General features: G+C 37.9%; 16 protein-coding genes, 1 tRNA gene and 2 pseudogenes. 4 read left to right on the top strand and 15 right to left on the bottom strand.

Annotation, left to right across the window (positions count from 1 at the left end):
• Positions 1–4: 4 nt before the first annotated feature.
• The 9 genes from atpH to AC3B6D_RS07095 all read right to left on the bottom strand — a co-directional run bounded on the left by atpH (position 5) and on the right by AC3B6D_RS07095 (position 6,333).
• Positions 5–550, bottom strand: a complete 546-nt coding sequence (atpH, locus tag AC3B6D_RS07135; RefSeq protein WP_489757788.1) for an ATP synthase F1 subunit delta — start codon at positions 548–550, stop codon at positions 5–7.
• A complete protein-coding gene (gene atpF, locus AC3B6D_RS07130) occupies positions 537–1,067 on the bottom strand; it encodes a F0F1 ATP synthase subunit B (RefSeq protein WP_489757787.1) in 531 nt (176 codons plus the stop codon). The genes atpH and atpF overlap by 14 nt, the downstream gene beginning before the upstream one ends.
• 27 nt (positions 1,068–1,094) lie before the next feature.
• Complete coding sequence (gene atpE, locus AC3B6D_RS07125; protein WP_489757786.1) at positions 1,095–1,304, bottom strand: F0F1 ATP synthase subunit C; 210 nt, start codon at positions 1,302–1,304, stop codon at positions 1,095–1,097.
• Positions 1,305–1,318: 14 nt separating this feature from the next.
• Positions 1,319–2,035 carry a F0F1 ATP synthase subunit A gene (gene atpB / locus AC3B6D_RS07120; RefSeq protein ID WP_489757785.1) on the bottom strand — a complete coding sequence of 239 codons (717 nt, stop codon included), beginning with the start codon at positions 2,033–2,035 and terminating at the stop codon, positions 1,319–1,321.
• 118 nt (positions 2,036–2,153) lie between these two features.
• On the bottom strand, positions 2,154–2,783 hold the full coding sequence (gene upp / locus AC3B6D_RS07115) for a uracil phosphoribosyltransferase (RefSeq protein WP_489757784.1): 630 nt from the start codon (positions 2,781–2,783) through the stop codon (positions 2,154–2,156).
• A gap of 12 nt (positions 2,784–2,795) precedes the next feature.
• A complete protein-coding gene (locus AC3B6D_RS07110) occupies positions 2,796–3,815 on the bottom strand; it encodes an L-threonylcarbamoyladenylate synthase (RefSeq protein WP_489757783.1) in 1,020 nt (339 codons plus the stop codon).
• 3 nt (positions 3,816–3,818) lie between these two features.
• Positions 3,819–4,664 (bottom strand): peptide chain release factor N(5)-glutamine methyltransferase, encoded by an 846-nt coding sequence (prmC, locus tag AC3B6D_RS07105; RefSeq protein WP_489757782.1) that lies wholly within the window; start codon positions 4,662–4,664, stop codon positions 3,819–3,821.
• Positions 4,642–5,739 (bottom strand): peptide chain release factor 1, encoded by a 1,098-nt coding sequence (gene prfA / locus AC3B6D_RS07100; protein WP_489775267.1) that lies wholly within the window; start codon positions 5,737–5,739, stop codon positions 4,642–4,644. The genes prmC and prfA overlap by 23 nt, the downstream gene beginning before the upstream one ends.
• Positions 5,740–6,333 (bottom strand): thymidine kinase, encoded by a 594-nt coding sequence (locus AC3B6D_RS07095; protein WP_489757780.1) that lies wholly within the window; start codon positions 6,331–6,333, stop codon positions 5,740–5,742.
• 141 nt (positions 6,334–6,474) lie between these two features.
• Here AC3B6D_RS07095 and AC3B6D_RS07090 point away from each other — a divergent pair, with 141 nt between their 5' ends.
• Positions 6,475–7,830: a MurT ligase domain-containing protein gene (locus AC3B6D_RS07090; RefSeq protein WP_489757779.1), complete on the top strand. Its 1,356-nt coding sequence runs from the start codon at positions 6,475–6,477 to the stop codon at positions 7,828–7,830.
• A gap of 209 nt (positions 7,831–8,039) precedes the next feature.
• Positions 8,040–8,126, top strand: a pseudogene (locus AC3B6D_RS07085) (DNA-binding response regulator); the annotation flags it as partial.
• A gap of 58 nt (positions 8,127–8,184) precedes the next feature.
• On the opposite strand, the gene AC3B6D_RS07080 reads toward AC3B6D_RS07085, so the two are convergent.
• The 3 genes and pseudogenes from AC3B6D_RS07080 to AC3B6D_RS07070 form a co-directional block, all read right to left on the bottom strand.
• Positions 8,185–9,183 (bottom strand): serine hydrolase domain-containing protein, encoded by a 999-nt coding sequence (locus tag AC3B6D_RS07080; RefSeq protein WP_489775266.1) that lies wholly within the window; start codon positions 9,181–9,183, stop codon positions 8,185–8,187.
• On the bottom strand, positions 9,183–11,024 hold the full coding sequence (locus AC3B6D_RS07075; RefSeq protein WP_489757771.1) for an ABC transporter ATP-binding protein: 1,842 nt from the start codon (positions 11,022–11,024) through the stop codon (positions 9,183–9,185). The genes AC3B6D_RS07080 and AC3B6D_RS07075 overlap by 1 nt, the downstream gene beginning before the upstream one ends.
• Positions 11,017–12,747, bottom strand: a pseudogene (locus tag AC3B6D_RS07070) (ABC transporter ATP-binding protein). The gene AC3B6D_RS07075 and the pseudogene AC3B6D_RS07070 overlap by 8 nt, the downstream one beginning before the upstream one ends.
• Before the next feature lie 39 nt (positions 12,748–12,786).
• Between AC3B6D_RS07070 and AC3B6D_RS07065 the strand changes: the two are divergent.
• Positions 12,787–13,437 carry a CPBP family intramembrane glutamic endopeptidase gene (locus AC3B6D_RS07065; RefSeq protein WP_489775265.1) on the top strand — a complete coding sequence of 217 codons (651 nt, stop codon included), beginning with the start codon at positions 12,787–12,789 and terminating at the stop codon, positions 13,435–13,437.
• Between the two features lie 51 nt (positions 13,438–13,488).
• A tRNA-Glu gene (locus AC3B6D_RS07060) sits at positions 13,489–13,560 on the top strand.
• 69 nt (positions 13,561–13,629) lie between these two features.
• On the opposite strand, the gene AC3B6D_RS07055 is transcribed toward AC3B6D_RS07060, so the two are convergent.
• The 3 genes from AC3B6D_RS07055 to thrS form a co-directional block, all read right to left on the bottom strand.
• Positions 13,630–14,595 (bottom strand): alpha/beta hydrolase, encoded by a 966-nt coding sequence (locus AC3B6D_RS07055; RefSeq protein ID WP_489775264.1) that lies wholly within the window; start codon positions 14,593–14,595, stop codon positions 13,630–13,632.
• A 329-nt stretch (positions 14,596–14,924) separates the two neighbouring features.
• On the bottom strand, positions 14,925–18,512 hold the full coding sequence (locus AC3B6D_RS07050) for a BspA family leucine-rich repeat surface protein (protein ID WP_489775263.1): 3,588 nt from the start codon (positions 18,510–18,512) through the stop codon (positions 14,925–14,927).
• Positions 18,513–19,064: 552 nt separating this feature from the next.
• Positions 19,065–21,011, bottom strand: a complete 1,947-nt coding sequence (gene thrS / locus AC3B6D_RS07045) for a threonine--tRNA ligase (protein ID WP_489757766.1) — start codon at positions 21,009–21,011, stop codon at positions 19,065–19,067.
• Positions 21,012–21,026: the final 15 nt, after the last annotated feature.

Below are 21,026 nucleotides of genomic sequence, written 5' to 3'. Positions count from 1 at the left end.
TTAATTAACTATTCAGCAATAATTGGCTCATTCGCTTCAAGCGCGAATTAACACTTCCATCAATAATTTGATCACCAACTTGTACAATCAAACCACCAATAATTTGCGGATCCAAATGAATCGTTAAAATTACCTTTTTTGCAGCAAACTGGCGACCAATTGCATTTTTTAAAGCGGTTTGTTGACGATCACTTAATTCAATAGCCGTGGTTACCGTTGCTTGATAAACACCCGTTGCTTGATTATACAAGTCCTGATAAAATCGTCTAATTTCGGTAAAAGCATCTAGGCGATGATATTCAAACAATAACTGCAAAAAATTTTGCATTAACGTACTAGCATTTTGCTTAATTACAACTAATAGTTTCTGTTTTTTCAAAGAAGATAAACGCGTATCAGTTAAAATATCGCCTAAATCAGGAATTTGTTCATAAACTGCTTGAATAGCATCTAACTCTTCAAGAATTTCAACTTGTTGATCTTGCTCTGTAGCTAATTCAAACAAAGCTCTTCCATAACGGCGACCAATTTCATCCTTATTTAGTTTCATGGCTTGGATTCAACTCCTTAATGTATGAGTCAATCAAGTCTTGTTGATCCGAAACTGACAACTCACGACCAATAATCTGTGTCGCGATATCTACTGATAATTGAGCCACGTCATGTTGGACTGACTTCATCGCATCAGCTTTCGCCTGTTGGGCATCTGCTTGAGCACGTTGATGAATATCTTGTGCTTCTGAGTGTGCCTGATCAACAATTGAAGTTCGTTGATCTTCACCAGACTTTTTGGCATCAGCAACAATTTGGACAGCTTCAGCTTTAGAATTTTGTAAAGCTGCAACACGCTTTTGCTTCAATTCATCGGCTTGTTTACGCTCTTTATCTGCATAATCAAGATCACCAGTAATCTTATCCACCCGTTTATCCATCATTTTGGTAATCGGACCCCAAGCAAAATGCTTAACTAAAAGCACTAAGACAATAAAGGATACTAAGACGAATAGTGAATCACCAGTTGAGGATGATTGTGCTGCCAATAATAATCCTGGTTGCACGACCGTCATTCCTTTCTAAAGAAGTTTTTCTCGTAATTAAAAGACTAATAAGAAAGCAATAACTATAGCTAAAATAGGAACAGCTTCAATTAAACCAACACCAATAAACATAGTTGATTGTAATTTACTAGACATTTCTGGTTGACGAGCCATACTTTCAATTGTTTTGGAAATAACGTGTCCATTACCATAAGAAGCCGCCAAAGCTGCTAAACCCGCTGCGACACCTGCACCTAAAAATTTCATTTAAAATACCTCCATTATTCACTAACTACTTTTTCAGAAATATAAACCGTTGATAAAACTACAAAAACATAAGCCTGAATAGCGCCGATAAAGACAGAAAAACCTTGCCAAATCATACTTAATGGAAATGAAGCAATATAAGTCCATACTCCGTATGATGGTGCCAGACGTTTCGTTATCAAACTTAACAAAACTTCACCAGCAAAGATATTTCCATAAAGCCGTAAAGATAGTGTTAAAAAGTTTGTAAACTCTTCCAAAAGGTTAATTGGTGATAAAAAAGCAATCGGTTGTAGATATGTTTTTAAATAACCACCAAAGCCGTGCTTTTTGACGCCAAAATAATGCGATAAAACCAAAGTAATAATGCCTAAACTCATTGTTACAATCGGATCCGATGTTGGCGATTTAACATACGTCTTACCACCAACAATGATTTCAAACATTAAGCCTAATTGGTTGGAAATAAAGATAAACGCAAACATTACAAATGCATACAGCATAAATGGTTGAGCTTCACTCTTCTGGGGAAACGATGACTTAACAATATTATTCGTAAAATCAACTAACCATTCCAGCATATTTTGGGCTTTTCCTGGACGCATTTTAATTTTGCGTGACATAAAAAAGAAGGCCAAAAAAACAATCACGGCAGCTATTAATGTTGACAAGCAATTGGCAACATTAAAAGTTAACCCACCAATTGAAAGAAATTGATATGAATCATCCAACCAGCACAACTCCTCCCTTTCATTATTTTTCATTGCCTTTTAATAAAAAGTAAGGCACATGGCTAGATTACCACCAAAAGTTATAAAATCAAAGACATTTTCTCATAAAATTCAAAATTTATTTAGTTCCAAATAAGCGATCGCCGGCGTCACCCAATCCTGGGAAAATATAACCACTTTCAGTAATTTTTTCATCCAAAGATGCTGCATAGATATCAACGTCAGGATGCGCTTCCTGTACGGCCCGTACACCTTCGGGCGCTGCTACCAAAACGACTAAACGCATATTTTGCGCACCGCGTTTTTTCAAGGCTTCAATGGCCATATTAGCAGAACCTCCAGTAGCTAACATTGGATCTACAATCAACAAATCACGTTGATCAATATCAGGTGGTAATTTAACAAAATATTCATGTGGCTTTAACGTTTCCTCATCACGATACATGCCAATATGCCCAACTTTGGCAGCTGGAATCAATCGTAAAACACCGTCAACCATGCCTAAACCAGCCCGTAAAATCGGAATAACGGCTAATTTTTTACCAGCTAATTGTTTTTGTGTACTTTTACCCATTGGAGTAATTACTTCGGTATCTTCTAATGGTAAATCGCGGGTAATTTCATAAACCATTAATTCGGCAATTTCATTAGCGACCTCCCGAAAGACGCGAGTACCCGTATCTTTATTACGGATAATGGTTAATTTATGTTGAATTAAGGGATGATTTAATACTGTAAATTTAGACATCCTAAATTCCTCCTATGCTTTAAAATGCTGGTTACCAGCTGCTTTATTTAATCGATTCATATAAGCGATTCCTAAGTCTTGATCAGAACTGCCTTGCGCCAAAATATATTCAATTTGATCATTTAAATCAAATTGTCTTAAGGCAGCAAACAGTAAATGACTGGCTGAATTTAAAGAATCTCCCAATGAAAAAGTATCTGTTGCTTGTTGTAAATCTAACGATTGTAAAACTGAAGTAGTGGCCATAACGGCAAAAGCTTTCTTTTGTTGTTGCACCCAAGTTAATGCTGCAGCAAAATCTTGAGGCTGATCCACAACAATTACCTGGGCTTTAGGAGCATAATGCTTATACTTCATCCCCGGAGCTTTTGGAATTTCGCCAGCCTGAACCTTATGATGACTAGTTTGAACTGTACCAATAACTTTGGACAATTGTTGCTCAGTTAAAGCACCCGGACGTAAGATTGTGGGCACCTCACTAGTTAAATCTAAAACAGTGGATTCAAGCCCGACGCGTGTGGCACCATCAGCTAAAATCCCCGCGATTTTACCATGTAAATCATGGTAAACATGTTCCGGTAAAGTTGGGCTCGGTTTGCCTGAAGTATTAGCTGAAGGCCCAACTAAAGGACGTTGTACCTCACTAATTAAATCCAAAGTCAATTGATTATCAGGCATCCGAAAAGCCGCCGTCTTTAAGCCGCCGGTAACAGTTTTAGAGAGCTTATGATCGGCAACTGGTAGGATGATGGTTAACGGTCCCGGCCAAAAAGCCTTCATTAAAGGCTCAGCTAAGGATTTAAATTGCACATCAGCGTATTGCCACACCATCTCGGGACAATTAACATGAACAATTAACGGATTATCACTCGGACGCCCCTTAGCTACATAAACCGCTGCTGCGGCTTGGGCATTAGTTGCATCAGCACCTAAGCCATAAACCGTTTCGGTTGGAAAAGCAACTAATTGACCAGCTTTAAGTAGTTGGGCTGCTTGTGGTAAATCAGCACGAGTAAACATTTTCGTTTCCATTATTTAATTCACCTCTTTTCGTTGAATTCGCAAAAAACGCGGTTGATTTGACAAATCACGAAAAAATTGAATTTGGTAGCCCGTGACCTGCTCTTGAAACATTTTACTAAGTTTTTCTTGTTGTTGAAAGCCAAATTCTAAATAAAGTTGGCCATTTGGTGCTAAAAATTGACTAAATTGGGCAAAAATGCGCCGATAATAACTTAAACCCTGTTCTGTGGCAAATAATGCTTGCTGCGGTTCAAACTCTAAAACTGATTGATCCATATACTTACGTTCCTCTTCACCGATATATGGTGGATTAAAAACAATTACATCAAATAATTGCTCGGCCACTGGTGCAAATAAGTCACCTTGACGAAAGTCAATTGTCAGCTGATATCGTTGGGCATTAGCCTGAGCCACTTGTAAAGCCGCTGAGGAAATATCGGTCGCAGTGACGGCTTGATATTGACCTTCCAATGCCAAGGTTTCTACCAATGCTCCTGAACCGGTACCCAGTTCTAACAAGCGGCCGTGGGGGTGCTCTTGCAAGATCTGTGCGATCATCATTTCACTATCTTGCCGTGGAATTAAAGTAGCGGCATTAACTTGAAACTGGCGGCCATAAAACCACGCTTGACCCAAAATATATTGGGGCGGTTCTCCCGTCTGAGCTTGACGAATAACAGCTTGATATCTTTGCCAAAGTTCTGACGGAACAACATCTTTTTGATGAAACTGTAACTGACTCGGCGTCCAATTAGTTAGTTCCAGTAATAAATATTGGGCAATTTCTGGACCTTGCGGCAGATTTTGAAGTATTAAAAAAGCCCATTGTTGGGCATCAATATAACTTGGTGGAACCATTTTGAATTTGCTCCAATTTTTGAGTTTGGTCTGACAAAATTAACGCATCAATAATATCATCTAATTGACCACCAATAATTTTATCTAGTTTGTTTAACGACAAACCAATCCGATGATCAGTCACCCGATTTTGCGGATAATTATAAGTCCGAATCCGTTCAGAACGATCACCAGTTCCTACTGCTGATTTCCGTTCTGCGTCGTAATCACTTTGGTTTTGAGATTCATAATAATCATAGACGCGCGAACGCAAAATTTGCATGGCTTTTTCCCGATTTTGCTGCTGTGAACGTTGATCTTGCATTGCCACTACAATACCGGTCGGTAAATGGGTCATACGGACTGCTGAAGAAGTTTTATTAATATGTTGCCCACCAGCACCGGAAGAACGGTAAACATCAACGCGAATATCTTTCGGATCAATTTCTAAATCTACTTCATCGTATTCGGGCATCACTGCTACCGTAGCCGTTGAAGTATGCACCCGACCAGCAGATTCTGTGGAAGGAACTCGCTGTACCCGATGAGCGCCATTTTCAAATTTTAATTTGGAATAAACATTTTTACCCGTAATCATCATGGCTACTTCTTTATAGCCACCAACTTCGGTTTTATTTTCATCAATAATTTCAAAATGCCAACCCTGATTTTCAGCATAGTGTTCGTACATATTTAACAAATCACCGGCAAATAAGCTGGCTTCATCACCGCCAGCAGCCCCCCGAATTTCCATAATAATGTTTTTATCATCATTGGGATCTTTCGGAAGCATCAGTAATTTAATTTTTTCTTCAGTTGCTTGTAACTGCGGTTCCATTTCTGCCAAATCTTCCTTAGCTAAAGCTTCCAAATCAGCATCATGGCTTTCGTTTAATACTTCCTTGCTCTCTGTAATATCTGATTTTAATTGCTGATATTTTTTAAATTGATCAACAACTTCTTGCATATCAGCTGCTTCTTTAGAAATTTTCAAATAACGAGGTGTATCACTAATCACTTCTGGATCACTCATCATTTCTTGCAGTTCTTCAAAACGTTCAACTAAGCCCTGCAATTGATCAAAAATTTTGTCCATTTATTTCTCACCTTCTGTTTTGATTGCTGGATGCCAATAATGCCGCCGGCAAACAGGATAATATGATTCGTTGCCCCCAATATGCACTTGTTGACCACCATAATCGGGCTGACCATTAGTTACACGGAGATTCATGATAGCTTTTTTCTCACAAAACCAACAGATTGTTTTCATTTCTTCAATCTTATCAGCATAAATTAATAAGGCTTCTGAGCCAGAAAATAAGTGATTTAATGAATCATTCTTTAAACCAAACGCCATCACTGGAATACTCAAATCATCAACTACTCGAGCCGCTTGTTTGACTTGCTCAGCTGTTAAAAACTGAGCTTCATCAATTAAAACACAAGAAATTGTTTGAGTTAAAGTTTGCGTCTGAACTAGTTCAAATAAATTATCTTGAGTCATCAATGCTAATGCGTCACGCGTTAGACCAATCCGACTAGCAATCTTACCCACACCATTACGGTTATCTAAACCACTGGTTAATAAAAGAACATGCTTGCCTTGTTCCTCATAATTATGAGCTACTTTTAAAACTTCAATTGATTTACCAGCATTCATTGCCCCGTAGCGAAAGAATAATTGTGCCACAACTTGGAACTCCTTTATTTAGATTCACCGCTTTTTATTATACGCAATTCTGAACAAACTTCTATAGATAAATACTAATCAACTATACCTTAGCAGAATTTTTATGGTATGATTTTTTTATTAATTAAAAAGGGTGTTTACATGAGCTTAAAATCAAAACTAGCAGCCACTTGCGGCAAAGTAACTTATAAAATTTTGCATGATGTTTTTCATCGCGGCAGTTCCTTACCCGGGAAATTAGCTTACCGGATTGATCCCAACGTTTTAAAAGAACTCAGTCAAGATTATCAAGTGATTATTGTGACGGGGACTAATGGCAAAACTTTAACTACTTCCTTAATTACCAAAATTTTACAGCAAGAATACGATCATCTGTTAACCAACCCGACTGGTTCCAATATGATCCAAGGAATTACATCAGCTTTTTTAAGTGATCGGCGAGATGATGCTACTAAAAAAATTGCCATTTTAGAAGTTGATGAAGCCAATGTCGAACCAATTTGTCAAGCCATGACGCCCAGCGCTTTTATTTTGACTAATATTTTTCGAGACCAAATGGATCGCTACGGTGAAATCTATACTACCTGGGACAAAATTCGAGCGGGCATTAAATTAGCACCGCAAGCTAAATTAATTATCAATGCCGATGCCGCCATTTTTCAAGTTGATGACTTGCCCAATCCTAAAATTTATTACGGCTTTGGCAACGAGCAGCAATTAACCACTGATTTACGGGCCGATTTTAATGTTGATGGCGTTCTTTGCCCTAAGTGTCATCAGATTATGCATTATCATATGATTACTTATGCTAATTTAGGCGATTATTTCTGTCCTCATTGTCATTTCCACCGACCACAATTAGATTATCAAGTGACCAGTACTGAACAGTTAATGCCTAATCAATCTAGCTTTGCAATTGATCAAACTAACTTTACCATTAATATTGGGGGCATGTATAACATCTACAATGCTTTAGCTGCTTATGCTACTGGTAGTGAGTTTAACGTTTCGCCTAATCAAATTAAGCAAGCTTTCAGCTATAATGAACAAGTTTTCGGTCGCCAAGAAGTCATCACGTTAGATGATAAGCAGCTAACCATTATCCTCGTTAAAAATCCTGTGGGCTTAAACCAAGTGATCAGTACCTTAAATTCCGACGATGATCCGTATAGTCTCGGATTTTTATTAAATGCTAATTATGCTGACGGTATTGATACTAGTTGGATTTGGGATGGTAATTTTGAACAATTACCATTTACCAAGATTCCCCAAGTGATTACTGGCGGTGAACGTTGGCATGACATCCATTTTCGCTTTCAGGTCGCTGGCGTTAAAGCAGAACAATTACAACATGTTCCTGATTTAGATACCTTTTTAACTAAGTTGAAACAACAAGCACCCGAAAAGATTTATGTTTTAGCTACTTATACGGCAATGTTACAATTACGCAAAAAATTAGTCGATCAAGGCTACATTAAACAAAAGAATTTAGCTTAATGGTTAGTCAAACTAAAATAGACGCAGCAGGAATCGTAAGATGATTGATCTTATTGATTCTTGGCTGCGTCTTTTTATAATTATTATTCATTAAACACCAATTGTTGGTTTTGTAAGCGTTGATACAGGGCCTGTAAAACAAGAAAAACTAAGCCAAACAAAATTAAAATGAGTTCAAATTTCCAAAATTGACCTGAAAGCATTTGATCGTTCGCAATCAAATCAGTCAATTATTAACTAAACTGCAGTTGCGCGATCGCACTCAATTAGCTATTTATTACTATCAAAACTACTAAAAAAGACAGTTTAGATGGGATTCTAACTTGATCCTCAATAAACTGTCTTTATTTTTCCTTATTGTAAAAATAAATTCACGATTGCGTCTCTTTGGCTTAAGAAACGTTGATTGTTATTGAACGGGTGTACCCGATTACTCAACACAATTAACGCTCGCTGACGGAAGCGATCAATCAACCAAAAGTTCCCTGTATAGCCGGTATGATACAACACCCATTGTTGTTGTGCATTTTTGCGGAGATCCCAACCAAATGAACGTCCTAAATGATGCTGGGTAAAATCTTGAAATAAGCCGGTCACCATATCCTGTTGAATTGGCGGCTGAGAAATTGATAATTGTCCCAGCATAAATTGCGTAAATCGGATTAAATCCGTTATAGCAGCAAATAAACCGGCTGAAGCACAATGCTGACCTAATTGATAAGCCTTAGGATCATGAACTTCTCCCTGTAACCAATGACCAGCCCGTTGATTAGTTACGACGCATTTTGCTGCCTCCGGATGAAACGTTGCTGTCGTTAACCCTAAGGGTTGTAAAACTTCTTGTTCAATGACCGTTTGTACTGATTGCTGATAAATTTGTTCAATGATTAAGCCTGCTAAAATTGGCCCCGTATCGGTATACCGCACTACTTGCTCAAACTCAGTTGTGATCGGTAATTCTTGTAGGGCAACTAACAATTGCGATGCCGATAATTGATCACGATTAGGGATGTAACCCCGAATGCCAGAAGTATGCGTCATCAGATGCGTCAAAGTCACACGTTGATCAGTAAATAATGGCAAATAAGTCGCTACTTTACTATCCCAGGATAATATTCCCTGTTCAATCAACTTTAGTAAAACAGTCGTCGTACCTAAAACTTTGGTTAACGAAGCTAAGTCATATAAACTGTTTTGGTGCAGTTGCGTAACTTGCGGCTGCCAAGCATTACACCCCCAACAATTTTGATAGCAATTGTCCGGTGTAATCAAAGCACAACTGACTCCAGGAACTACTTGCTCTACCACTAGTTGGTGAATTTTAGCCAGTAGATAATCTGTCCTTACTGCCATTAAAGCGCCACACTACCACTAAACTGAGAATTATATAAATCAGCATAGAAGCCGTTTTGGGCTAATAACTCGTCATGCGTGCCTGTTTCAATAATTGATCCTTGATTCATGACAATAATCTGGTCAGCATCTTGAATGGTTGATAAACGGTGCGCCACCACAAAGCTCGTCCGGCCTTTTAATAAACGCTCCATAGCATGTTGAATATGAATCTCAGTGCGCGTATCAACCGAGGAAGTCGCCTCATCTAAGATTAAAATTTCCGGATCTGCTACAAAGGCGCGCGCAATGGTTAACAACTGGCGTTGTCCTTGAGAGATATTAGAAGCTTCTTCATTTAAAATTGTGTCATAGCCTTGTGGTAATTGTTGCACAAATTCATCGACGTGCGCCGCTTTAGCAGCCGCCATAATTTCTTCTTGAGTTGCATCTTCACGGCCATATTTTAAATTGTCGTAAATACTGCCGGTAAATAACCATGTATCTTGCAGCACCATCGCAAAATGACTCCGCAAATCTTCACGCTTTAAGTTACGCGTATCCTGACCAGCTAGTTTAATCGAACCACCACTAATATCATAAAAGCGTTCCAACAAGTTAATAATCGTTGTTTTACCGGCGCCGGTTGGTCCCACAATTGCCACCATTTCACCCGGTTTAACTTGTAGCGAATAGTCTTTTAAAAGCAGTGGTTGTCCCTGATAGCCGAATTGCACATGATCCAATTCAATCAAATTAGCAGTTTCTTCGTCAGCAATATCAACATGTGTGTGCGGCATTTCTGGCTCATCCATGATGGCGAAAATCCGCTCTGCTGAAGCAACTGTTGCTTGAATCGTATTGGATAAATTAGCTAATTGATTAATCGGTTGTGAAAACTGTTGCGTGTATTGCAAGAAAGCTTGAATATCACCAATCGGCAAACGACCATGAGCTACTTGAATGCCCCCGTAGATAGCGACGCCCACATAACCCAAATTGTTCACAAAAGTCATTAACGGCATCATTAAACCGGACCAGAGTTGTGCTTTCCAAGCAGAATGGTATAAGCGATTATTCTCTTCTTCAAATTCTGCTAAAGCTTCTGGTTCATGATTAAAGGCTTTAACTACTAAATGCGCACCATAATTTTCTTCAATTTGATTATTCAATAATCCCAAAGAAGCTTGTTGAGCAGAAAAAGCTTTTTGCGATTTGGGCGCAATCAAGCCAATCACAATGATACTAACCGGAACGGTGATTAAGGCAATTAAAGTCAATTTCCAACTAATCGAGAACATCATCCATAATGTTCCGACCAAAGTGACAATGCTGGTAACTAATTGCGTAATACTTTGTTGTAACGTACTAGCAATATTATCCATATCATTAATCGCCCGCGACATAATATCGCCATTATCATGGGTATCATAATAATTAATCGGCAAAAACTTCATTTTTAATTTTAAATCCCGCCGCAATTTGTAAACCGTTTGCTGGGAAGCACGCGTCATCAAAATTTGTTGTAAGAAATTAAAAACGGCCGAACCCAAATACATTAAAGCAACAATTGCTAAAATTTGTTCAATTTTGCCAAAATTAACTGGGAATTGCGTAATATTAAAACCCGCCTTTTGTTTGGCTAAACCGGTCATGACACCCTTAAAGATTTCCGTTGTCGCTTCACCTAAAATCTTCGGTGTTTTAATTTGAAAAATCGTGGCTGTGACAGCCAAAATTAGTACCAAAATAATTGAGAACCAAAAATCGGATAAATACCGGCATAAACGCCAGGTGGTCTTCCAAAAGTTTTGGGGTTTACGTTGACCAAAATTTCGACGATCAGAATGATTTTTAGGCATTCATTGTATCTCCTTTCAATTGAGATTTAATAATTTCTTGATAAGTTGTATTAGATTGTTTCAACTCTTGATGTGTTCCTAAACCAACCATCTGACCTTGATCTAAGACAACAATAACATCGGAATCAGAAATTGTTGAAATTCGTTGGCCGACAATGACGACGACTTTATCTTGCATCGCTGGATCAGTTTTTAAGGCTTTTCTTAATTGGGAATCAGTTTTAAAATCCAACGCGGAAAAAGAGTCGTCAAAAATATAAATATCAGCTGGCTTCACTAAAGCGCGCGCAATCGCCAAGCGTTGTTTTTGACCACCAGAGAAATTATCACCATTTTGTTCCACCAAGGTATCTAAGCCCTTTTCAGCGGCAATAAAATCATCGGCCTGCGCAATTTTGAGTGCATGCCACAACTCGGCATCGGTTGCCTGTTGGTTACCATACTGTAAGTTTTGGCGTAACGTACCCTTAAATAAAATTGATTTTTGTGGTACCAAAGAAATAGCATGCCGCAAATCTTGTTGCTTAACTTGCCGGACATCATGACCATCAACCAAAACTTGTCCGGTCTGCGGATCATATAACCGACATAACAAGTTGATTAAGGTTGTCTTGCCAGAACCAGTTCCTCCAATAATTCCGACAGTTTGCCCGGCCTGCGCCTGAAAATCAATCTTTTGCAAGGCCGGTTGCTGCGCATTTTGATAGCTAAAAGTAACCTGTTGCATCGCTACCGCTGCACTAGCTTGTTGCAATTCTTGTGGTTGTTTTGGATCCACGATCTGGTTTTGTAATTGTAAAACTTCGTTAATCCGCACCCCGGAAGCTTGAGCTCTGGGCACGACCACAAAAATCATGGATAACATCATAACGCTCATTAAGATTTGTGAAGCATACGTCATAAAGGCTAACAAATTACCAATGGGCATCACTTGCATGGAAATATACTTCGCACCTAGCCATGTAATAGCAATATTAGTAGCACTCATGATTAAAGTCGTTAGTGGATACATCACGGCTACAATGGAAAAGACCTTTTGGGCATTGTGCGTATAATCTTGATTAGCGGCCGCAAACCGCTTTTACTCCCAGTCATCTTGGCGAAAAGCTCGAATCACGCGCACGCCAGTTAAACCTTCACGAAAAACTAAGTTCAACCGATCGGTCTTTTCCTGCATTTTACGAAACAAAGGATCCGCAAAATATAAAATCACGCCGACTACCACGATGAGAATTGGTAAGACAATAATGAAAATCTTAGTCAGCTGCTGATCTTTTTGATAAGCCATAAAACTAGCACCTAACATCATAATTGGTGCCATAATCATCATTCGTAACATCATCATTGTGACATTTTGCATTTGCACCACATCATTGGTCGTTCTGGTAATCAATGAAGAAGTTCCCACTTGATCAAATTCATCATTCGACAAATACAAAACTTTACGATAAATGTCACTCCGTAAATTTTTCCCTAACTTTTGTGATGCTTGTGAAGCTAGAGAAACATTGACCGTTGCGGCAATAATAACCAGTAACGACACTCCGATCATTTTGATTCCCGCCATTATGATATAATGAGTATCACCTTTAGTGATCCCATTATTAACAATATCTGAAGTAATATTCGGCAAATACAAATTGCCCATTACTTGTAAAACCATAAAGAGAATCGCCCCTAATACACTCCATAGAGGAATTCGATTTTTCATAATTCGAAACATGCGCTTTAATCCACTCCCTTAATTAGAAAGGTTAATTTTATGAAACTTAAGCATCAAAATAACCACTATCTTACCACAATTTTTTTAATTATAGGACTATGTTTTTTTTATTTATTACAACAATTACCCTTAATTATTTTGCAACTAACTGCTAAAGAACACCTAGCTCCTTTCCAAATTACGTTAAGCTTTGGTCTTAGTATTTTAATAGTCATCACAATTATGTGGTGGGGACTGCAACACAGCCAAACTTTCCCTACGCACAAGCTATCTAAGCCCACTTATACATTGATTGGTATTGCGTTTGTCTTAGTAATCGTTATCAATTTAGTATTGCTACCATTAATGAAAACGACTGACAATACCAACGTGAATAGTTTACTCCACTTAGCCCAAGCATCTCCAGTTTTATTTGTGATCTATGCCATTTTCATTGCCCCAATTACTGAAGAGATTCTTTTTCGTGGCCTAATCATTAATTGGTTTTTTGCTGATCACTTATATCTCGGAGCTTTTATCAGCGCCGTTTTATTCGGATTAGTCCATCTCTCGAAAGACCCTATCTATTTTTTATCTAAATTTCTCATCGGCTTATTACTCGGATTACTCTATGTGCGTACCCAAAATATTAAAAGTGATATTTGCTTACATCTATTAAACAATCTTGCAGCTATCCTGATGGCTTTGTAAAACAATGCTTGACGAACAATCGATTTTTCAGTATGATAGTTATTGTTTGATTGCCCGTTGGTCAAATGGTTAAGACGCCACCCTCTCAAGGTGGAGTTACGGGTCCGATTCCCGTACGGGTGATATTATGATTGATTAGTTTATGTATGAGCTCCCACATTGGGAGCTTTTTTGTTAAAAAATCAATACCAGCTAAGCTTTTTGATTGTCAGCTAACATTTGTTCAAAAGCACTCAACTTGGGTAACGGCAACGCAAAACGTTTTTGTAACCAAGTAGCACACAAATCAAACCACAGGGCAACATCGCTTACAATTTGACTTTGCGAAGCAGCAGTCGCCTGCGTGGCCAAGCTCAAACCGTGCGCACCATGTTCAAACAAATGTAATTCAAACGGAATATTCTGTTCTTTTAGGGCTGTTGCAAATTTCAACGAATGTAATGATGAAACCAATGGATCATCCGCAGTCGCCCAAATAAAAGTAGCAGGCGTATTTTGGTCAACTTGTAAAACCGGGCTAGTTTGTTGTAATTGGTCTAATGAAGGTTCTTCTTGACCTAATAGAGCGACCATCGACGCCTTCATAAACTGCTGATCCATTCCTTGCATAACTTCTTTAATTTGTTGATTCAACATAACATAATCTGTTAAAGCATAACCTAAAATGCAAGCCGCTGGTTGTAATAAATTCTTATCGGCTCCAAAATGCTTGGTAAACCAAGCACGATGCCAATTAGTTGCGTACAAAGCGGCATTATGTCCACCAGCGGAAAAGCCACAAACGGCCACTTTTTGTGGATCCACATGCCATTTTGCTGCGTTTTTCTTGACCAAAACCATAGCCTGGCCTAATTCTAATAACTGTTGTGGAAATAATCGCTCTTTTTTCGGTGGTAAATCAACTAAATCCGGTAAATCTGCGGAACCATCATTATAAGTACTATATCGTAAAACAAAGGCATGATAACCCAATGCATTAAATTTTAAAGCAATGGGTTCCGCCTCGCGATCTGAACAATTAAAATAGCCACCACCCGGACAAATAATAATGGCAGGCCGATTACCACCATTAATAGTTTCGCTTGAATCATCTAGTAAATACGTTGTCAACGTCACTGCTGGATTATCAGCTTTTAACGAAAAAGTCTGAATCTTCATTCAAACAACCTCCCAATGATCTTCTTAATACTGAAATTAAAATTCTTATCTCTAGGATTTAAACCTTGTATCATTGAGTAATCAATACAAAGTTGTCCCTGTTATTTATAATAAGCGCTATCATTTTAATAATCTAGCCAGAAATAATAGTTAAATACTGTTCATATATTAGAAGTAAAAAACTAACTAGACCAATTACCAATCTAGTTAGTTCAAAATTAATTATCAACACTACTTTACATAAACCCTTTATTTACATAGAATAATTAGTTCTTATTTCAACACATTAAATCTGAAAACAATTGCGCTCACAAGACTAACAGCTTGTTTTATTGTAGTGAATTGACTAACGCCCATTTTGCTGTAGCATGATAATCTGCTTTATAGACTGGAACTTGCAATTGCCGTAAGTCTAACTTGGGCCCAGCAATCTGGTGATGACTAGTATTCCACCAACCTGTTGAAATATCAGTAACCGCCTTACCAGAACTATCGACAAGCGTATGATGCTTGTCATACTGATCAATTAGCGCCGGCGTTTGCGAAATAGCAGTTGGCGTACTACTACTATTACTGGATAAATATTGAAAAATGTTTGTTAATGGCGTTGTCGTTTGATCACTAGTGAAATCTGCAATCGCTAAACTGAGCTGCCAACTCGGTGCCCCCGTCGTGTCCGTTACTTTTAATGCTGTTCGTGTGGCATCATATGGCAAATCGTAAGCTTGCTTAGCCGTTTGTACAATCTTGGTGCCAAAGTCTAGCGTATCCGGCACGCTCAAGCTTATCGTCCCCGAATTATATTTCAAATCTAATTGATACGGCGCTAGCGGTAACAAGGGATCCGAAGTAATAGCTGGGAAAACTTGTAGTATTTCTAAAGCGTTAGTTAAAGTATAACGATAATGCTTTGTCTTAATCGCAGTTGGAAAATTAGCTTGATCTGTCGGATCTATCGGCTTGCCAACTACACCAACCAACGTCTGAGCAGCTTTGTGTCCATCTTCATCTTTATTAAAAACTGGCTGGTTAGTAGCACTATCAAGATAATTGATCTGTACTAAACTATTTTCAGCAACATTAACTGTAGCTGCTGTTGAAGCCTGCGGATTTTCACTAGTAAACTGGCCCCCACTATCAACTGCATAGATCTTAATTTGATGACCGCCAGCCTTGGGAGTGGCTAAAGTCTTTAAATCAGTCTGATCAATAATATTTGCTGTCCAAGATTGCGCCAATGACGGATCTTGAATAGTCAAAGGTGTGGGCTGTAATTTTTGATAGCTTTCAATCTCAGCTAAAGTTGGCGTCGTATCTACCGGATCAATGGCATAATAAAACTGTACTCGAGAACTATCGTTATCAATCACGCTTCCGCTTAGTTGTATAGCGGGCAAACTCTTATCTTGATAATCATGGCAATATTCTAGGTCCATATTTGTAGTGCCCAATGTCCCAAACCTTACTTGCGGTGTTTGATTCTTTAACTGATGCTGCCAGACTAAAGTTTGCGTAGGATTTCCCTTACTGGCGTCCGAATCTTGATCTTGACTCGGACGATTAGCATTACGTAAAAAATCATCATCCAATGAATCTCGGGTCGGATAAATGGTCCCAGTTGGGTGATGGTCCGTTCCTGCACCCACGGCTTGCCAAGCGCCGGTCTTTTGCCCAGCCTGACCTAAAACTTTATATTGATAAGCGCCATCTTGAAAAGTCAAACCTAATTGTGGCATGTCTACATAATCATTATACCAATCGTACTTACTACTAGAGCTATAATGATAGGCATTAGGAAAGAGCACCTTAGAACTTACTTTAATTTTCCACAAATTATGATCACCTTGCGTAAAATATAAAATAGATTCTTTGTACTGAACTTTAGTGGTATCGAATTTACTTAAATCTAAACTCGTTAAATTGCTACAACCAGAGAACATACTTTCCATATCAACAACCTTACTGGTGTTAAAGTTGCTGACGTCTAAATGGGTCAAACTGCTACAGTTATAGAACATATAAAACATTCTAATAACTTGACTGGTGTCAAAACTACTTAAATCTAAACTTGGTAAGCTTCTACAATTATAGAACATATCAGACATATCAGTAACTTGACTAGTGTCAAAACTACTTAAATCTAAATTGGTTAAATTTTCACATGCATAAAAAATGTGAGACATATCAGTGACTTTTCTGGTGTCAAAATTACTTAAATCTAAACTTGGTAAACTGCTACAGCCACTAAACATAGAAGATATATCCTTAACATTGCTAGTATCAAATTTACTTACGTCTAAACTTGGTAAACTGCTACAGCCATAAAACATAGAAGACATGGATTTAACATTACTTGTATCAAAATCACTCACATCTAAACTTGGTAAACTGCTACAGACACTAAACATAGAAGACATATCAGTAACATTGCTAGTATCAAAATCACTCACATCTAAACTTGGTAAACTGCTACAGCCATAAAACATAGAAGACATGGACGTAACATTACTTGTTTCAAAATCACTCACATCCAAACTTGGTAAACTGCTACATCCATAAAACATAGAAGGCATGGATGTAACATTACTTGTTTCAAAACCGCTGACATCTAACCTTAATAAACTGCTACAACCGTAAAACATGAAAGACATAACAGTTACGTTACTGGTATTAAACCATTTCTTATTCCATGTAATAGATTGCAAATCAGAACAATCTTTAAACCAACTTTTCATACTAATCACGTTCTCTGTTCGCCATGTAGTCAGATTTAAATTGATCAACTTGGAACAACCTAAAAACAAACTCGAACCATCGAGGTCACTATTGGTGATTACAGGTTGACTACTGCTAAATGTTCCAAATTTGCCACCGACATTTAATTTCGTCAATTGTTGGCATTCGTCAAACATTGCTGCCAAATTATAGACCTGACTGGTATCCCAATTACTCAAATCTAGTTTTTGAAATTCCGAATTTCTAAACATATAACTCATATCAGTAACTTTACTTGTATCAAATCCTTTTAAATCAGCAGCACTAATTTGCGAATAACCAAACATGTTTGACATTGTAGTAACATTAGAAGTATCCAAAGATCTCAGATCCAATGTTCCAGTACACGTAACGCTATTAAACATATAATCCATACTAGTGGCGTTAGAAGTGTCAATATTTTGAAAATTAAAATCAGTCAAATCATCTCCAATAAACATGCCAGAAGTATTTTTTAATTGACTGGTCTTCCAGCCACTTAAATTAACATTTAATATATTGCCCGTAGCCACATAATCGAACATATAACTCATATCAGTAACGTGACTGACATCAAAGTTACTCAAGTCTAGTTCACTAAGCTTGGAGCACCTATAAAACATACTGGCCATATTAGTAACCTGACTCGTATCCAACTTGTCTAAGCCATCAATTTCAGTACAATATATTAAATTAGCAAAAACATAGGCACAGTTAGTTGGGAGTTGAACTCCTGGTTGCAGAACTACTTTTTTGATATTACTGTTATGCTCCAACCAACTTTCACCTTCGTAAGTAAAATTAGTATTAACATCTCTATAATAACCGTAAGTATCTAACGTACCCGCGCCCACCGTTAGTGTACCATCAACATCAAGGTTCCACGGACAAGTACCTGCTACTCCACTGACCGGCGCTGTTAAAGCTGTAAAGTTACTAATTGCTGGCTTAGTTTTTAAGAGATCGCGACTTTGCCTAGCACTGCTCGACGTTAGTGAACTGAAGTTCTGTGGACTGGTCAAGAGATCATTAGCTGTATGTATTGTTTGACTAAAGTCAGTGTGTGGCTTCAAAGTCTTAGCTTGCAAATTGGAACTTTGAAGCAATAAAAATCCAAATAATAAGACAAATAAGGTCACGATTTTAGAATATTTATTATTCATCGAAAAGTCCTCCGTTTTAATCATCTGTAATTTAACCAAGCACTTATTTGCTAATTAAAAATTACTCATTGACCTCACACAAGCATATTAAGTCCTAACTTTGTAATCTCTTCTTCAATTTCTTTTTTTGACTTTATATTAGTTAAAAATTAACTATTGATACGTTTTTAAAGTTATTATAATACACCAATTGACTAATGATTAGATTAATTCTATCTAGTCAAATTTCACGTTCAAATAAATTAAAAATATTTTTTCTTTACTAATCTAAGTCTTTGATTAAGATCAACAATTATTGTATTATGATAATTTTGTACAAGTTAATTCTGCTTTGTTACTTAAACTTTTTGGCACACAAAAAGAGACTGGGGCAACAAGATTAATGCTCCTACGTTTTCTAAAACGCTGCGAACATTAATTATTGCGTTCCAAAAGTCAACAGTTTGTGCTCAACTGCTAAACCTTTTGGCCCAGTCTCAATCTTTATGATACAAGTAATGGATTTGTGCCTAAATCTTTAGTCTGAGGCAAAATAAATCTTTTACCAGATTATTATTCATTACCTGTCCGTGAATAGTTCTTAACATCAGCAATCACGCTATCCACAAACATATTAATATCTTCTTCAACGCTGTCTTGTTCACCGTACTTCCGCACAGAAACTTTGGCATTTTGGACTTCTTGATCACCAACAACCACCGTATAAGGAACCTTTTGCGTTTGCGCTTCACGAATCTTGTAATTCATCTTTTCGTTACGGGCATCAACATTAACTCGCAAGCCTTGTTGGCGCATCTTCGTCTGTAAGTCTTTGGCATAATCTAAATGATATTTATTATTAACAGGGATAATTTCAACTTGAATTGGTGATAACCAAGTTGGAAAGGCACCTTTATACATTTCAATCAGATAAGCAATGAAGCGTTCCATAGTAGAAATCACGCCCCGGTGAATCATCACTGGTCGGTGTTCTTGACCATCTTCACCTACATAACTCAAATTGAATTTTTCAGGTTGCATAAAGTCTAATTGAATCGTCGAGAGGGTTTCTTCATTACCCAAAGCCGTCTTAGTTTGCACATCTAACTTTGGACCATAAAAGGCTGCTTCACCTTCAGCTTCATAATAATCCAAGCCCAAATCATCCATGGCTGCTTTAAGCATGCCTTGCGAACGATCCCACATTTCATCATCATCAAAATATTTTTCCGTATTGGCCGGATCACGATAACTCAACCGGAAAGTATAATTTTCAATGTTGAAATCTTGATAAACATCCATCATTAATTGCAAAACTTTTTTAAATTCATCTTGAATTTGATCTAAAGCAACAAAGGTATGACCATCATTTAAGGTCATTTCCCGCACCCGTTGTAAACCAGATAAAGCACCTGATTTTTCATAACGGTGCATCATGCCTAATTCAGCAATCCGAATCGGCAATTCCCGATACGAACGGATATGATGCTTATAAATTTGAATATGTGAAGGGCAATTCATTGGCCGCAATTCCAACATTTCGCCATCGCCCATATCCATTGGTGGAAACATGTCTTCGCGATAATGATCCCAGTGACCAGAAGTCTTATACGTATCTAAATTCATTAACACAGGCGTATAAACATGTTCATAACCCGCAGCAATTTCTTTATCAATGATATAACGTTCAATGGTCCGCCGAATGGTCGCACCTTTTGGCATCCAATAAGCTAAGCCGGCACCAACCTTAGGATCAACGAAGAATAAATCTAAATCGCGACCAATCGTCCGGTGATCACGTTCTTTAATTTCGGCCCGCCGTTTTAAGTCAGCTTGCAAATCTTCATCATTTAAGAACGCTGTACCGTAAATTCGTTGCAACATCGGATTACTGGATTTCCCTTGCCAATAAGCTCCGGCAACGGATAATAATTGATAATGTTTTAAATCACTCGCTTTCGGGAAAAGTGCGGTCTCACCAAAGCTCACAAAGTCGCCCATTTTAAAGACTGGAATCTGCACACTATCAATGGATTTTAAAATCTCTGTTTGGTAAGGATCAGCTTGGAATTGCTCCACCAAAGCACTCTTATCCATTAATTGGCGTTCAATTGGTTGATTAGCTTTAATGAAATGTGCCATCTGTTCCTGTAAAGCACTCAATTCATCAGCACTGACTTGACTGCCAGCTTTATCAGTATCCACAAAAAAGCCGTCATCATTCACTGCTTGTTCACCTAAATGTAAATCCGGATACTTTTGCTTGAGCGCTGCTTCTAACAAGAAGATGGCGGTATTGCGCGCCACTTCAGCAGCTGCTGCATCTTTATTGGTCACAATTTCAATCTTAGCAGATTGTGTAATTGGACGTTTAATATCCACTAAAGTACCGTTAATTTTGGCCGCTACGGCTTGCTTTTTCAAACTGTTACTAATAGAACCAGCAACCTCTAATGGTGTGATTGCTTGTTCAAAATCACGTTTTGAGCCATCAGGAAATTCTAAAGAAATTTGGGACATTTTTATCCTCCTACA

This window comes from Bombilactobacillus sp. ESL1097 (assembly GCF_058107205.1).
Note: the sequence above shows the minus strand (reverse complement) of the source record. Positions and strands in the feature narration are given on the sequence as shown.

Coding starts and splice junctions, on each gene's coding strand:
- atpH (WP_489757788.1), bottom strand. CDS start 550: ATGAAACTAAATAAGGATGAAATTGGTCGCCGTTATGGAAGAGCTTTG.
- atpF (WP_489757787.1), bottom strand. CDS start 1,067: ATGACGGTCGTGCAACCAGGATTATTATTGGCAGCACAATCATCCTCA.
- atpE (WP_489757786.1), bottom strand. CDS start 1,304: ATGAAATTTTTAGGTGCAGGTGTCGCAGCGGGTTTAGCAGCTTTGGCG.
- upp (WP_489757784.1), bottom strand. CDS start 2,783: ATGTCTAAATTTACAGTATTAAATCATCCCTTAATTCAACATAAATTA.
- AC3B6D_RS07110 (WP_489757783.1), bottom strand. CDS start 3,815: ATGGAAACGAAAATGTTTACTCGTGCTGATTTACCACAAGCAGCCCAA.
- prmC (WP_489757782.1), bottom strand. CDS start 4,664: ATGGTTCCACCAAGTTATATTGATGCCCAACAATGGGCTTTTTTAATA.
- prfA (WP_489775267.1), bottom strand. CDS start 5,739: ATGGACAAAATTTTTGATCAATTGCAGGGCTTAGTTGAACGTTTTGAA.
- AC3B6D_RS07090 (WP_489757779.1), top strand. CDS start 6,475: ATGAGCTTAAAATCAAAACTAGCAGCCACTTGCGGCAAAGTAACTTAT.
- AC3B6D_RS07080 (WP_489775266.1), bottom strand. CDS start 9,183: ATGGCAGTAAGGACAGATTATCTACTGGCTAAAATTCACCAACTAGTG.
- AC3B6D_RS07075 (WP_489757771.1), bottom strand. CDS start 11,024: ATGCCTAAAAATCATTCTGATCGTCGAAATTTTGGTCAACGTAAACCC.
- AC3B6D_RS07065 (WP_489775265.1), top strand. CDS start 12,787: ATGAAACTTAAGCATCAAAATAACCACTATCTTACCACAATTTTTTTA.
- AC3B6D_RS07055 (WP_489775264.1), bottom strand. CDS start 14,595: ATGAAGATTCAGACTTTTTCGTTAAAAGCTGATAATCCAGCAGTGACG.
- AC3B6D_RS07050 (WP_489775263.1), bottom strand. CDS start 18,512: ATGAATAATAAATATTCTAAAATCGTGACCTTATTTGTCTTATTATTT.
- thrS (WP_489757766.1), bottom strand. CDS start 21,011: ATGTCCCAAATTTCTTTAGAATTTCCTGATGGCTCAAAACGTGATTTT.